Origin of the sequence: Pseudomonas sp. PGPPP4, from assembly GCF_002256045.1 — a bacterium.
GTDB lineage: Bacteria > Pseudomonadota > Gammaproteobacteria > Pseudomonadales > Pseudomonadaceae > Chryseomonas > Chryseomonas oryzihabitans.
The window spans coordinates 163,818-178,075 of sequence record NZ_NKID01000001.1 but is presented as its reverse complement, the minus strand read 5'-3'; the positions used below and the strand labels follow the sequence as shown (position 1 = coordinate 178,075).

Here is a 14,258-nt window from a genome sequence, read left to right as displayed (position 1 = left end):
AGGCCGATCCATGAGCAGCGAAAAAACCAACCAGTCCTGGGGCGGACGCTTCAGCGAACCCGTCGACGCCTTCGTCGCCCGCTTCACCGCCTCGGTGGACTTCGACAAGCGTCTCTACCGCCACGACATCCTCGGCAGCCAGGCCCATGCCCGCATGCTGACCCAGGCCGGAGTGCTCAGCGAAGCCGAGCGCGACGCCATCGTCGCCGGACTAGACGAGATCCGCGGCGAGATCGAGGCCGGCACCTTCGAGTGGCGCGTCGATCTGGAAGACGTGCACATGAACATCGAGGCGCGCCTGACCGAGCGCCTGGGCGTGGTCGGCAAGAAGCTGCACACCGGTCGCAGCCGCAATGACCAGGTGGCCACCGACATCCGCCTCTGGCTGCGCGACGAGATCGACGCCATCCTCGTCGAGCTCGACCGCCTGCAGGCCGGCCTGCTGCAACTGGCCGAGACCGAAGCCGACACCATCATGCCCGGCTTCACCCACCTGCAGACCGCGCAACCGGTGACCTTCGGCCACCACCTGCTGGCCTGGTTCGAGATGCTCTCCCGCGACCACGAGCGCCTGGTCGACTGCCGCAAGCGCGTCAATCGCATGCCGCTGGGCAGCGCGGCGCTGGCCGGCACCACCTACCCCATCCAGCGCCAGGTCACCTGCGAGCTGCTGGGCTTCGAGGCCATCGGCGGCAACTCCCTGGACGGCGTCTCGGATCGCGACTTCGCCATCGAATTCTGCGCCGCGGCCTCCCTGGCGATGATGCACCTGTCGCGCTTCTCCGAAGAACTGGTGCTCTGGACCAGCGCCCAGTTCCAGTTCATCGACCTGCCCGATCGCTTCTGCACCGGCTCTTCGATCATGCCGCAAAAGAAGAACCCCGACGTGCCCGAGCTGGTGCGCGGCAAGACCGGCCGGGTGTTCGGCGCCCTCACCGGCCTGTTGACCCTGATGAAGGGCCAGCCGCTGGCCTACAACAAGGACAACCAGGAAGACAAGGAACCGCTGTTCGACGCCGCCGACACCCTGCGCGACTCCCTGCGCGCCTTCGCCGACATGGTCCCGGCCATCAAGCCCAAGCGCGAGATCATGCGCGAGGCGGCCCGCCGCGGCTTCTCCACCGCCACCGATCTCGCCGACTACCTGGTGCGCAAGGGCCTGCCCTTCCGCGACTGCCACGAGATCGTCGGCCATGCGGTCAAGTACGGCGTGGACAGCGGCAAGGACCTGGCCGAGATGAGCCTGGAAGAACTGCAGCGCTTCAGCGACCAGATCGAGCAGGACGTCTTCGCCGTCCTGACCCTGGAAGGCTCGGTCAACGCCCGCGACCATATCGGCGGCACCGCCCCGGCCCAGGTCCGCGCCGCCGTGCAGCGCGGCCGCGAGCTGCTGGCCCAGCGCTAACGCCTGCCACTGCGCCTCTTGCCTACCCCTCCGCGGGGCGAGCGAGAACGCTGCCGGCCGAAGACTCCGCCCTTGCCGCTCATCGGCCGCGCAAAAGGACGCAAAGCTCCTTCCACCGTCCCGTCGGCGCCTGCTCCGACGGCAAGGGCTCTAGGCCAGGGGTCTACGCGCAAGAGGCCTGAAAGCCTGTCGGACGAGCGCCGACCAGCCGTTGATAGGTACGACGACTGGCGCTCAGGAAGGAGACCCGGCAGCCGATACTGGAGGCTTGACCAGCCGTTCGAGTCAAGTCTCATGCGCCTTTCAGCTTGTTCCCTCCTGCTTTGCGGAATGTTCGTCGCGGCTTCCAGCCAGGCCGCCCTGCCGCCGCCGCTGCCACAGACGCTCACCTGGCATGTCCAGCTGAACGGCGTGCTGCAAAAGCCCAATCGCACCCTCTACGACATCGATCTCTATGACACCAGCAAGGCGGTGATCGCCAACCTGAAGGGCAATGGGAAGACGGTGATCTGCTATTTCAGCGCCGGCACCTGGGAAGACTGGCGGCCTGACGCCGCCCTCTATCCCAAGGCCGCCCTGGGCAAGGCGCTGGACGCCTGGCCGGGCGAGCGCTGGCTGGACATCCGTCGCGCCGACGTCCGCGTGCTGCTGGCCAAGCGGCTGGACCTGGCCGTGCAGAAGGGCTGCCAGGGGGTGGACCCGGACAACGTCGATGGCTTCAGCAACCCCAACGGCCTCAAGCTGACCCGGGCCCAGCAGCTGGACTTTCTCAACTGGCTGGCCGATGAGGCGCACAAGCGCAGTCTGCTGGTGGGCCTGAAGAACGCCGTGGACCTGGTGCCGAGCCTCTACACCAAGTTCGACTTCGCCCTCAACGAGAGCTGCTACGACTACGCCGAGTGCAACGCCTACAGCTACTTCCGCACCCAGAAGAAGCCGGTGATGATCATCGACTACGGCCTCTACAGCACCAAGCGCTGCAGCCAGGCCAAGACCTCGGGCTACAACCTGCAATTCTACCCGCTGTCGCTGGCGGCGCTGGGCACCGCCTGCAAGTAGCCATGGCGCGGGATCTGGGTCAGGTCGCGCGAGCGGGAGCCACGTCCAACGCGGCTTGGCCGACGCGCAGCGGACTTTGAGCAGGCGCTCAGAACTTGTTTACGATCTTTTGGACTAGAGCCAGACAAGGCAAAAACAGCTGAGGAAGCGCAGTTTACAAGTTGTAAATGAGCATTCCGAAGCTGTTTTTAACGCCGTATGGCCGACGGCCAGGAGATCGTAAACAGGTTCTCAGTCGAGGCCGGCCTTCTTGTGCGACCTCTGCCCCAGCGCGATCCAGTCCAGATCGCCCTCGCCCTGGGCGACGGCCTCCAGCAGGTTGTCTCTCAGGACGCTGGCGAAGGGTAGCGGTACCGCCTTCTCCTGGCCGGCCGCCAGCGCCAGGCCGACGTCCTTGAGTCCCAGGCTGAGCTTGAAGGCCGCCGGCGAGAACTTGCGCTCGGTCAGCAGACGCCCGTAGTTCTGGTACACCGGCGCGGCGAACAGGGTGCTGGTGAGGATTTCCAGCAGCGCTGCCGGTTCCACGCCATAGCTGCGCGCCAGGGCGGTGCTCTCGCCCATGGTCTCGATGGCACTGGCGATCATGAAGTTGCCGGCGATCTTGACCACATTGGCCTGCCGCGGCTCCGCGCCCACCGGCCAGGTCTTGCGCCCCAGCACATCCAGCAGTGGCTGAACCCGCGCGATCGCCTCTGGATCCCCTGCCACCACGATGTTGAGCTGGCCACTGGCGGCCACGTCGGTGCGCCCGAACACCGGCGCCGCCACATAGCCCACGCCGGCTTCGGCATGGCGCGCGACCAGTTCGTCGACCAGGGCCACCGACAGGGTGGCCATGCTGACGTGGACCAGCCCGGTCTGCGCCCGCTGCAGGGCGCCGCTGTCGAGGATCACTTCGCGGGTGGCCGCGTCATTGGCCAGGATGCTGAAGACCACCTCGGTCTCGAAGGCCTCCGCGGGCGACGCCGCCGCGCGGGCGCCCTGGGCGACCAGGCCCTGCACCGGCTCCGGGGAACGATTCCAGACCACCACCTCATGACCGGCCTTGAGCAGATTGGCGGCCATGCCCTGGCCCATGCCGCCCAGGCCGATGAATCCGATACGCATAGGTTTGCCTCCTCGAGGTGCGATGGATGCCGCTGGCTACAGCCAGCGGCGAAATTTGAACCAGGCATAGGGAATCAGCGCCGAGACCACCATGGCGCCCAGCGCCAGCGGATAGCCGAAATGCCAGTCCAGCTCCGGCATGACCTTGAAGTTCATGCCGTAGATGGTGCCCACCAGGGTCGGCGGCAGGAACAGCACCGAGGCGATGGTGAACACCTTGACGATGTTGTTCTGCTCCACGCTGATCAGGCCCAGGGTGGCGTCGAGCAGGAAGCCGATCTCGCCGTTCATCTTGGCCTGGTAGTCGCTCAGCGAGCGGACGTCGCGTTCCAGCGTCTTGAACCAGGTCTTGGCCGTGCCGGAGATCCAGGTCGCCCCCGCCCGGCGCAGGTAGGAGACGATGCGGTTGATGCCCAGCAGGCTCTCGCTGAGCTGCGCCAGCAGCTGGTTGCTGCGGCCGAGCTGCTTGACGATGGATTGCAGGTCGGTCTTGGGCTGCTGCTTTTCCTGCTGCGGATCCAAGGGCTCGCGAAACACCGCCTTGGCCAGGCGATTGAGGTGCGCCTGCACCGATTCGAGGATGTCGGCCACGCGATCCACCAGGCTGTCCAGCAGGGAGGCGAAGATGACGTCGCTGCGACAGTGCTGCCGTGCCTGCTGCTGGGCCTTGCCGAGAAAGGCCTTGAAGGCGGCCAGCTCGGCGTAGCGCACCGTCACCAGCCAGTCGGGGGTCAGCACGAAATTGACGACCGAGGCCTGCGGCTGATGCTCACTGAAGCCGCTGACCACCGTGGTGGTCAGGTGCAGGGCCTGGTCGGTCTGATAGAGTCGCGAGGATTCCTCGATCTCGGCGATTTCTTCCCGGGTGGGGATGTCCATCGCCAGCGCCTGTTCGAGATAGCGTTCCTCTGCCTCGCTGGGGTCGAGCAGATCGACCCAGAGCAGATCCGCGGGCAGCGGGTCTCCCGGCGACAAGGGCTGCGCGACCAGCTCGTCGGCGGACAGGCGATAGCAGGTGATCATCGAGAAGACTCCAGACCGGCATCAGGGGTCGCACTGTAACAAAAGGTATCCAGACATGATTGACCACGCCGATGACGAAGAATCCTTTGTCTCCTCCCATCTGATCGAAGCGGTGGAGAATCAGCTCGCCGCCGGCGAGCCGAGCTATGTGCAGGCCGTACTCAACAAGCTGACCCTGGTCGGCTATGACCGCGAGGACGCGGTGCTGCTGATGGCCCAGGCGCTGTCCTTCGAGATCGCCGCCATGCTCGACGCCGACCGCCCCTTCGACGGCGCCCACTACGAGCGCCTGCTGCGGGCCCTGCCCGAGTTGCCGGAGCCCGCAGACGATTAGGATTTGAGCGGTTCCAGCGCCAACAACTCCACCTGCTGCTCCTTGCCGCCGGGCACCGGCCAGCTCAGGCGCTCGCCGGGCGTGGCACCGAGCAGTGCGCTACCGGCCGGCGCCAATACCGACACCCGCCCTTCTACGCCGGCATCCTCCGGATAGACCAGCACCACCTGGTACTCCTTGCCGGTATCGGTCTCGCGGCAGCGTACGCGCGAATTCATGGTGACCACCGCGCCGATCTCCTCGGGCGCCACCACCCGGGCCTGGGCCAGTTCCTCGTCCAGGGCCTCGGCCACGGGCCCGAATTCGGGCAGGGCGTCGAGCAGGCGTTCGAGACGGGGCAGGTCGACGGCGGAAACGGTGATGGGCGATGCATGGCGCATGGCGGACTCCTGGAGGACGAGACGGTGCGATCCCCGCCGCGCGAGGCGGCCGGACCACCGGGGATGACGGGCGACGGGCGCCCAGCGGGAAGCCGCTTGGAGGCGGCAAAAGAAAACGGCGCTCGAAAGGCGCCGATAGATCCTGTTCAAAGGCTCGCGAGCTAGCGACAAACAAGGCGAAAATGGCTGAGGAAGCGCAGTTTACGAAGGGTAAATGAGCATTCCGACCGAGCTGGCGATCCAGGACATTTTCAACGCCGTTTGGCCGACGCGCAGCAGGCTTTGAACAGGCTCTTAGGTCACGCTAGCACAGGGGTCTCGGCAGCGGTCAAGCCGCACCGACCGCAGGTCGTTACACCCCCGGTAGGGCCACGCTCTCGCCGGTCTGCTCCAGGGTCACCCGCACCAGCAGCGCGCCGAGGGTTTCGGACGAGGTGTCGCAGATCCAGTTCTGGCCATCCCAGTCGAAATGATAGCCACCCGAGCGCGCCGCCACCCAGAGCTGCACCAGCGGGGGCTGGCGGCTGAGAATGACCTGGCTGCCGTTGTCGAACTTGATCGTCAGCACGCCACCGGCATTTTCCAGATCGAGGTCCAGACCGCTGTCGTCATAGGCGTCCTCGACCTGACGCTGGGTCTGGTCGACGAGGTGATGGAATTGCGCTTCGCTGAGCCGGCTCATGACGATCCTCGAAAGAAGGGAAAGAATCGCCGCACGGTAGCGGGCCGCCCAGATGACGTCCAGTCGCGACGGCGGCCGGCAGCTGCGCTTCAGCCATCCGGGCGTGTCAAAGAGTCGTTCAACCCCGTTATACTCCGGGCAATATTCGCCTGAATAAAGGTTTAGCGTCATGAAGCGCCTGTCTCTTCTCTTCATCGCCTGCGCCTGCCTGCTGGCCGGCTGCGGTCAGAAAGGCCCGCTGTACCTGCCCGACGACCAGAAAGCCGCCAAAGAACACCGCCACGACGTGTTCTAAGGAGCCACCATGGAAGTCTTCGCTGTCCGTGCAGGTGAACTGCATGCGGAGGGGGTAGCCCTGAGCGCCGTGGCGCAGGAATTCGGCACCCCCGCCTACGTCTACTCGCGAGCGCACATCGAGGGCCAGTACCGCGCCTATACCGATGCGCTGGCCGGTCTGCCGCACCTGGTCTGCTTTGCCGTCAAGGCCAACTCCAACCTCGGCGTGCTCAATGTCCTGGCCCGCCTCGGCGCCGGCTTCGACATCGTTTCCCGTGGTGAACTGGAGCGCGTCCTGGCCGCCGGTGGCGATCCGCACCGGGTGGTGTTCTCCGGGGTCGGCAAGACCCGCGACGACATGCGCCGCGCCCTGGAAGTGGGCGTGCACTGCTTCAACGTCGAATCCACCGACGAGCTGGAACGGCTGCAACAGGTAGCCGCGGAGCTGGGTGTGGTCGCGCCGATCTCGTTGCGGGTCAATCCCGACGTCGACGCCGGTACCCATCCCTACATCTCCACCGGTCTCAAGGAAAACAAGTTCGGCATCGACATCGCCGACGCCGAGGCGGTCTACGCCCGCGCCGCCGAACTGCCCAACCTGGACATCCTCGGGGTGGACTGCCACATCGGCTCCCAGCTCACCACCCTGCCGCCCTTCCTCGACGCCCTCGACCGCCTGCTGGCGCTGATCGACCGCCTCGCCGAGCGCGGTATCGTGCTGCGCCATCTGGACCTCGGTGGCGGCCTGGGCGTGCGCTATCGCGACGAGCAGCCGCCGCTGGCCGGCGACTATATCCAGGCCATCCGCGAGCGCATCGCCGGGCGCAACCTGACCCTGGTGTTCGAACCCGGCCGCTTCATCGTGGCCAACGCCGGTGTCCTGCTGACCCGCGTGGAGTACCTCAAGCACACCGCCCACAAGGACTTCGCCATCGTCGATGCGGCGATGAACGACCTGATCCGTCCGGCGCTGTACCAGGCCTGGATGGCGGTGGAGCCGGTGACCGCGCGCCAGGGCGATGCCCGCCGCTACGACCTGGTCGGCCCCATCTGCGAGACCGGCGACTTCCTCGCCAAGGACCGCGAGCTGGTCCTGGCCGAAGGCGATCTGCTGGCCATCCGCTCCGCCGGGGCCTATGGCTTCACCATGAGTTCCAACTACAACACCCGTGGCCGTGCGGCCGAGGTGATGGTGGATGGCGACCAGGCGCACCTGGTCCGTCGGCGCGAGACGCTGGAAGAACTCTTCGCAGGCGAGAGCCGGCTGCCGGCCTGAGGGGAGTTCCATGCAACTGCGCTTCACCAAGATGCACGGTCTGGGCAACGACTTCATGGTCCTCGACCTGATCAGCCAGCACGCGCACATCCAGCCCAAGCACGTCCGTCTGTGGGGTGACCGCAAGACCGGGGTCGGCTTCGACCAGCTGCTGATCGTCGAGACCCCCAGCACCCCGGACGTGGACTTTCGCTATCGCATCTTCAACGCCGATGGCTCCGAGGTCGAACAGTGCGGCAACGGTGCCCGCTGCTTCGCCCGCTTCGTCTTCGACAAGCGCCTGACGGTCAAGAAGCAGATCCGCGTCGAAACCAAGGGCGGCATCATCGAGCTGCTGCTCAAGGGCGATGGCCAGGTCCGTGTCGACATGGGCGCACCGCGCCTGCAGGCGGCCGAGATCCCCTTCATCGCCGAGACGGAGACCCTGAGTCATGCCGTCCAGGTCGAAGGCGAGACGGTCGAGCTGGCGGTGGTCTCCATGGGCAATCCCCATGGCGTGCTGCGCGTCGCCGACGTCGACCAGGCGCCGGTACTGACCCTCGGGCCCAAGCTGGAATGCCATCCGCGCTTTCCGCAAAAGGCCAATATCGGCTTCCTGCAGGTCATCGACGCCCAGCGCGCCCGCCTGCGGGTCTGGGAACGCGGTGTCGGCGAAACCCGCGCCTGCGGCACCGGTGCCTGCGCCGCTGCGGTAGCCGGTATCCGCCAGGGCTGGCTGAAATCGCCGGTGAGCATCGAATTGCCGGGCGGCCTGCTCAACATCGAGTGGGACGGCGTCGGTCAATCGGTGCTCATGACCGGTCCGGCCACCCGTGTCTACGAAGGCCAGGTAAGAGTATGAGCGACACCCCCGAACTGACCGCGGACCAGATCGCCGACTGGCTGCTGGACCATCCGCACTTCTTCGCCGATCGCGAAGAGCTGCTGGCGGAGATGCGCGTGCCCCATCAGCGGGGTACCGCCATCTCCCTGGTCGAGCGGCAACTCGGTCTGTTGCGCGATCGCAACGGCGAGATGCGCCATCGCCTGACCCACCTGATGGACGTGGCGCGGGACAACGACCGGCTGTTCGACAAGACCCGCCGCCTGATCATCGGCCTGCTGGACGCCAACAGCCTGGAAGAGGTGATAGGCACCGTCGAAGACAGCCTGCGCCATGAATTCAAGGTGCCCTACGTCGGCCTCATCCTGTTCCACGAGCATCCCCTGCCGGTCGGCCGCAGCGTCACCCCCGCCGAGGCGCAAAAGGTGATCGGTGGTCTGCTGGGCGGCGAGAAGACCACCAGCGGCGTCCTGCGCGCCCACGAACTGGCCTTCCTGTTCGGTGACTCGGCCAAGGAAGAGGTCGGCTCCGCCGCCGTCGCCGCCCTCTCCCACCAGGGTCTGCATGGCGTCCTGGCGATCGGCAGTCCTGATCCCCAGCACTATCGCAGCAGCCTGGGCACCCTGTTCCTCAGCCATGTGGCGGAAGTCCTGGCGCGGGTCCTGCCGCGCTTTCCCGTCCCCTTGCGTACGGTGCGCTGAGCCCGGGAGCGGAGCATGCAGGTCCAGCTCGATGCCTATCTCGACCACCTGCGCCTGGAACGCCAGGTTTCGCCCCACACCCTCGACGGCTACCGGCGCGACCTGCGCAAGCTGCTGAGCTTCGCCGAAGCCGAAGGCCTGAGCGACTGGGGCGGCCTGGACAGTCGGCGCCTGCGCGCCCTGATCGCCCAGCTGCACCGGGCCGGCGCTTCCAGCCGCAGCCTGGCGCGGCTGCTGTCGGCCTGTCGCGGCTTCTATCTCTACCTGATCCGCGAGGGCCACTGCAGCCAGGACCCGGCTCATGGCCTCTCGCCGCCCAAGGCGCAGAAGGCCCTGCCCAAGGTGCTCGATGTCGACCGCTCCATGCAGTTGCTCGACGGCGCCGTGGAGGACGATTTCCTCGCCCTGCGCGACCAGGCCCTGCTGGAGCTGTTCTACAGCTCCGGGCTGCGGCTGTCCGAGCTGGTAGGGCTGGACCTGGCGGATGTGGACCTGGCCCAGGGCCTGGTCCAGGTGCGCGGCAAGGGCAACAAGGAGCGGGTGCTGCCCATCGGCAGCAAGGCCCGCGACGCCCTGGAGACCTGGCTCAAGATCCGGCTCCAGACCGCACCGCGTGACGACGCCCTGTTCATCGGCCAGCGCGGTCTGCGCCTGACGCCCCGCGCGATACAGCTGCGGGTGCGCGAGGCCGGCGTGCGCGAACTGGGCCAGCACCTGCATCCGCACATGCTCAGGCACAGCTTCGCCAGCCACATGCTCAGCGCCTCTGGCGATCTGCGCGCGGTCCAGGAGCTGCTCGGCCATGCCGACATCGCCACCACCCAGATCTACACCCACCTGGACTTCGGCCAGCTCGCCGAGGTCTATGACAAGGCGCACCCCCGCGCCAAGCGCAAGGCCAGCCGATGACGATTCGCCTCGTGACCTTCGACCTCGACGACACCCTCTGGGAGATCGCCCCGGTCATCCACTCCGCCGAAGCCCTGCTGCGCGACTGGTTCGCCGCCTCCGCGCCGCGACTGGGCAGCGTTCCGGTCGAGCACCTCTGGGCAATTCGCGATCGCCTGCTGCAAGAGGACGCCGGTCTCAGGCACCGGGTCAGCGAGCTGCGCCGCCGGGTCATCCATCAGGCACTGCTCGATGCCGGCTATGGCGAACCCGAGGCCGCGCAGCTGGCCGAAGCGGGCTTCGCGGTCTATCTGGCCGCCCGCCAGCAGGTCACCCTGTTCGACGACGTCCATCCCACCCTGGAGCAACTGGCCGATCGCTACACCCTGGGGGTGCTGACCAATGGCAATGCGGACGTCCAGACCATCGGCCTGGCCGACTATTTCCGCTTCGCCCTGAATGCCGAGCAGCTGGGCGTCGGCAAACCCGATCCCACGCCCTTTCGCGAAGCGCTGCGCCTCACCGGCATTCCCGCCGCGGCCACCGTGCACGTGGGCGATAACCCCGTGGATGACGTCCAGGGCGCGCAGCGCGCCGGCATTCGCGCCGTCTGGTTCAATCCCCTGCAGCATCCCTGGCAGGGCCCTGGCCAGCCGGATGCGGAGGTCCGCAGCCTGAGCGAGCTTCCCGCCGTACTGGCAGGCTGGTGAGCCAGCGGAAAAAATTAGCAATACTAAATAGGGAAAGGCTGATTTATTTCCGCGCGCCAGCCGTCTACTAGCGCCCTTGGTTCTGTTAACCAATCGCCAAAATATTCGTCACATTTGTTGCCTTGCCTGGCAGAGGCTTTGCGACCCCCTTCACCAAAAGCTTCGGAGTCGGCCGTTTTTTTGCCAAGCACACCTCATTTGGCCGCCGATTCACCCGGATCAACGGCATTAATAGCGGTCTCGCTGCCCGGATTTCCCGTCCGGACCTCGCGTTGACAGTCCAAACCCTTTTGACAATCATTGCCCCAGGTTCGAAGTAGCGCTGGGATTGCGCGCTGAACCTGCTGCCGTACAGGTCAGGGAAGACAGCATTACCTCCCCCTCCTCTGCGTCTCGCCGATGGCTTCTCAAGTTCCTGTCTTCTGCGTTGTCGGGTCTTGATATCGGTAAATAACCCTCTGTTCATCCCGTCCAGGTGCAAACCCGTGCGGTAGCCATGTCCCGATCGGACCGGTTACCACCCAAGACACGGCAAACCTGTGCGGTAGCCATGCCCAGGCACTGGACAGCAGGGGACGATCACCGTGCCAGCGAGCACCTGCAGGACTACATGGATGTCACCTGAACTGGACTTAACTCTTTTCGTGCTTGCCACTTCAGTCTTGCCTGAAACAGGCGGGCGGGTGGCTGCCCAGCCAAACGAACTTCGGCACCTTCACGCGACACGCAGTGTGGCCCGGATCCTCGGGTAAAGATCGAAAAGTCTTCGGCAGATGGCCGTGAGCAAGTTGCTGTTAACCCGGCGCCGATACTTGCGAATTAATTACCGGCAATGGCTGGCACAGTTACTGACCGACGTTCATCAGACGGTCATTCAATCAATAAAGATTAAAACGATCTCTTGTATTTCTTGCTGACTGCCGGGCACTGCGAAAGCCAGTTTCTACCACGTTAATTGCGCCCCGATTGCGCACAGAGAGGATGCCCCGATGGCAAGGAATGATCTATCGGAATCGACATTAGGATGTCTAATTGGCGGCGCCGGTCCGGCGGGCCTGGGATTCCTGTTCAATGCCATCAAGCGTGGCGCCCTGGAGCAACTGGCCCAGGCCGGCACCATCATCGTCGATGCCGGGACCGAACTCGGCGCCGGCAAGCTGGGTGACTATCAGATCATCGCCAACTCGGTCAGCGACGTCTTTCTGGACTGCCTGCGCGATCCCCTGCTGGCGCCCATCCTGGCCCCGCTGCAGGCCTCGCCGACCTTTCGCCACCTCAAGCTGAATTCCCAGGAAGCGCCGGCGCTGCCCATCGTCGGCCAGCTCTTCCAGCAGGCCGCCGGCCTGGTCCTGCCCTGGCTCGAACGCCAGTACGGCATCCCCACCTGGCGCCAGACCCGCATCACCGAAGTGACCTGCGAAGGCTCGAGCTATGTCGTCTGGCTGGAACAGGCCGGCGCCATCCGCCGCGTCCGCACCTCCAGCCTGGTCCTCAACCTGGGCGGCAAGCAGACCCGCCACAGCTTCGAGGAAAGCATCCAGGCCATGGGTCTGCAGCTGCCCCAGAGCGCCTCGATCGACAGCTCCGACAATCTGCTGCGCCTGCAACCCGAGGCCCTGCGCCAGCGCTATCGGGCACGCCTCAAGGATGGCGGTCCGATCTGCGTGGTCGGCGGCTCCCACAGTGCCTTTTCCGCCCTGGACAACCTGGCCAGCGCCCTGCACCACGATGGTCTGCGCGAGCTGACCCTGGTCCATCGCTCGCCGATCCGGCTGTTCTACGAGACCGCCGCCGAAGCCCTGGCCGCCGGCTACGACTTCGACCCGATCCAGGACATCTGCCCCATTTCCAAGCGGGTCAACCGTTCCGGCGGACTGCGCTACCGCGCCCACGAGATCGGTCGCCAGGTCCTTGCCGGTCAGGGCATCGGCGGCACCCCGGTCAAGGTCAGGACGCTGCAGCTGGATGGCCGCGCCGAACGTCTCGCCAGCGCCCAGACGCTGTTCGACAGCGCCGCCCTGCTGGTCCAGGGCATGGGTTACCAACCCATAGTGCCCGAGCTGCGCTGCCAGGACGGCCGGCCGCTGACCCTGCGCACCCTGCGCGGCGGCCTGGACTCCGACGCCGCCGGCAGTCCGCTGGACCAGCACGGCCAGCGCCTCAAGGGCCTGCACCTGTTCGGCCTGGGCTCGGGATTGGCGGTGGATCCCCGCCTGGGCAGCGAAGCGTCCTTTTCCGGACGCATCTACGGGGTCTGGCAGTTCCACAACGATGCCAGTCGCGAGGCCCTGGAGTCGGTTCTGGAGCGCCTGGACAGGCCCGGCGCCCTCTTCCGGCAATCGGCCAGCCCGGTCGCCGAACACGCTTGACCGAACCGACACGTATCAAGGACTCGATAAGCAGGTACCGGATCATGATCAATGTGACCAAGCCCTACCTTGGCGATAAGGAACGCTTCAAGGCGTATATCGACAAGATCTACACCAACAACTGGATCACTAACCAGGGCCCTCTGCACGCGCAACTCGAAGAACGCCTGCGCGACTATCTGGGCGTCAGAAACATCATCCTGGTCAACAACGGTACCCTGGCCCTGCAGGTCGCCTATCGCGCCCTGGGCCTGACCGGCAGTGCCATCACCACGCCGTTCAGCTTTGTCGCCACCACCAGCACCCTGCACTGGGAAGGGATCCGGCCGGTGTTCGCCGACATCCACCCGGAAACCTGGAACCTGGATCCGGCCAACGTCGAAGCCGCCATCGAGCCTGACACCTCGGCCATCGTCGCCACCCATGTGTTCGGCAATCCCTGCGATGTCCGCGGCCTGCAGCAGGTCGCCCAGCGCCACGGCCTGAAGGTCGTCTACGACGGCGCCCATGCCTTCGGCACCCTGTTCGAAGGCCGCTCGGTACTGCAGTGGGGCGACATCACCACCGTCAGCTTCCACGCCACCAAGCTGTTCCACACCATCGAAGGCGGCGCGATCATCACCGAAGACGACGAACTCGCCGAGCGCGTTCGCCGCATGATCAACTTCGGCATCGTCGATGCCGAACGCATCGAAGGCGTGGGCATCAACGCCAAGCTCAACGAGGTCTCCGCGGCCATGGGGCTGTGCATCCTCGACGAGCTGGAAGACATCCTGGCCCGCCGCGCCGTCATCGGTCAGCACTATGAAAGACGCCTGCAGGGCGCCTTCGACCTGCAGCGCCCCACCTACGGGACCCAGCTGAACTACAGCTACTTCCCGGTGGCCCTGCGCGACGAGCCGAGCCTGCTGGACACCAAGAAGGCGCTCAACGCCGTCGGCATCAATCCGCGCCGCTACTTCTATCCGTCGCTGGAAACCCTGGATTACCTGCAGCCCCAGGCGATCAAGCCGGTCTCGCGCAAGCTGAGTCACCGCATCCTCTGCGTGCCGCTCTATCCGGACCTGCCGCAGGCGACCCAGGACCTGCTGATCGACACCCTGCTCCTCGCGCAGCAGAAAAAGACCAGCATGGAATCCCTGCGGGCACTCATCACCCCGGCACAGCTGCTGCCGAGCTGGGATTTTCCCGGCGACTCCTCTCCTGTTCTAACTTGACCCTGGCC

The 14,258-nt window shown here is 65.7% G+C and carries 15 protein-coding genes; 11 read left to right on the top strand and 4 right to left on the bottom strand.

The genetic code is table 11. From position 1 onward, the window contains the following. Positions 1 to 10: 10 nt before the first annotated feature. Complete coding sequence (gene argH / locus CFE50_RS00775; protein ID WP_286729609.1) at positions 11 to 1,405, top strand: argininosuccinate lyase; 1,395 nt, start codon at positions 11 to 13, stop codon at positions 1,403 to 1,405. Positions 1,406 to 1,735: 330 nt separating this feature from the next. Then, complete coding sequence (locus CFE50_RS00770) at positions 1,736 to 2,464, top strand: endo alpha-1,4 polygalactosaminidase (protein ID WP_286729607.1); 729 nt, start codon at positions 1,736 to 1,738, stop codon at positions 2,462 to 2,464. A 231-nt stretch (positions 2,465 to 2,695) separates the two neighbouring features. Here CFE50_RS00770 and CFE50_RS00765 read toward each other — a convergent pair whose 3' ends face one another. Together CFE50_RS00765 and CFE50_RS00760 are read right to left on the bottom strand one after the other, a co-directional pair. Then, a complete protein-coding gene (locus CFE50_RS00765) occupies positions 2,696 to 3,571 on the bottom strand; it encodes an NAD(P)-dependent oxidoreductase (RefSeq protein ID WP_286729604.1) in 876 nt (291 codons plus the stop codon). 36 nt (positions 3,572 to 3,607) lie between these two features. Beyond that, positions 3,608 to 4,594, bottom strand: a complete 987-nt coding sequence (locus CFE50_RS00760) for a magnesium transporter CorA family protein (protein WP_007161374.1) — start codon at positions 4,592 to 4,594, stop codon at positions 3,608 to 3,610. 55 nt (positions 4,595 to 4,649) lie between these two features. Between CFE50_RS00760 and CFE50_RS00755 the strand changes: the two genes are divergently transcribed. After that, positions 4,650 to 4,928: a hypothetical protein gene (locus tag CFE50_RS00755; protein ID WP_241808228.1), complete on the top strand. Its 279-nt coding sequence runs from the start codon at positions 4,650 to 4,652 to the stop codon at positions 4,926 to 4,928. Here CFE50_RS00755 and rnk read toward each other — a convergent pair. Both rnk and cyaY read right to left on the bottom strand, forming a co-directional pair. After that, complete coding sequence (gene rnk / locus CFE50_RS00750) at positions 4,925 to 5,308, bottom strand: nucleoside diphosphate kinase regulator (protein ID WP_286729601.1); 384 nt, start codon at positions 5,306 to 5,308, stop codon at positions 4,925 to 4,927. The two genes, CFE50_RS00755 and rnk, sit on opposite strands and share 4 nt — an antisense overlap. Before the next feature lie 352 nt (positions 5,309 to 5,660). Continuing rightward, on the bottom strand, positions 5,661 to 5,990 hold the full coding sequence (cyaY, locus tag CFE50_RS00745; protein WP_241808230.1) for an iron donor protein CyaY: 330 nt from the start codon (positions 5,988 to 5,990) through the stop codon (positions 5,661 to 5,663). Positions 5,991 to 6,159: 169 nt separating this feature from the next. On the opposite strand from cyaY, the gene lptM reads away from it, so the two are divergent. From lptM to CFE50_RS00705, 8 genes are all read left to right on the top strand, one after another. Beyond that, the gene (gene lptM / locus CFE50_RS00740; protein ID WP_007161378.1) at positions 6,160 to 6,285 is read left to right on the top strand and encodes an LPS translocon maturation chaperone LptM; all 126 of its coding nucleotides are present in this window, start codon (positions 6,160 to 6,162) and stop codon (positions 6,283 to 6,285) included. A 9-nt stretch (positions 6,286 to 6,294) separates the two neighbouring features. Further along, positions 6,295 to 7,542 (top strand): diaminopimelate decarboxylase, encoded by a 1,248-nt coding sequence (gene lysA, locus CFE50_RS00735; protein WP_027600344.1) that lies wholly within the window; start codon positions 6,295 to 6,297, stop codon positions 7,540 to 7,542. Positions 7,543 to 7,552: 10 nt separating this feature from the next. Next, the gene (gene dapF, locus CFE50_RS00730) at positions 7,553 to 8,383 is read left to right on the top strand and encodes a diaminopimelate epimerase (RefSeq protein ID WP_286729591.1); all 831 of its coding nucleotides are present in this window, start codon (positions 7,553 to 7,555) and stop codon (positions 8,381 to 8,383) included. Further along, the gene (locus CFE50_RS00725; protein WP_183631806.1) at positions 8,380 to 9,066 is read left to right on the top strand and encodes a DUF484 family protein; all 687 of its coding nucleotides are present in this window, start codon (positions 8,380 to 8,382) and stop codon (positions 9,064 to 9,066) included. Before dapF ends, CFE50_RS00725 begins: the two co-directional genes overlap by 4 nt. A 15-nt stretch (positions 9,067 to 9,081) precedes the next feature. Continuing rightward, positions 9,082 to 9,975 carry a tyrosine recombinase XerC gene (gene xerC / locus CFE50_RS00720; RefSeq protein WP_241808232.1) on the top strand — a complete coding sequence of 298 codons (894 nt, stop codon included), beginning with the start codon at positions 9,082 to 9,084 and terminating at the stop codon, positions 9,973 to 9,975. Beyond that, complete coding sequence (locus tag CFE50_RS00715) at positions 9,972 to 10,664, top strand: HAD family hydrolase (RefSeq protein WP_241808233.1); 693 nt, start codon at positions 9,972 to 9,974, stop codon at positions 10,662 to 10,664. Before xerC ends, CFE50_RS00715 begins: the two co-directional genes overlap by 4 nt. A 989-nt stretch (positions 10,665 to 11,653) precedes the next feature. Further along, on the top strand, positions 11,654 to 13,033 hold the full coding sequence (locus CFE50_RS00710) for a pyridine nucleotide-disulfide oxidoreductase (protein ID WP_286729586.1): 1,380 nt from the start codon (positions 11,654 to 11,656) through the stop codon (positions 13,031 to 13,033). A 44-nt stretch (positions 13,034 to 13,077) separates the two neighbouring features. Then, a complete protein-coding gene (locus tag CFE50_RS00705) occupies positions 13,078 to 14,250 on the top strand; it encodes a DegT/DnrJ/EryC1/StrS family aminotransferase (RefSeq protein WP_286729584.1) in 1,173 nt (390 codons plus the stop codon). Positions 14,251 to 14,258 lie beyond the last annotated feature (8 nt).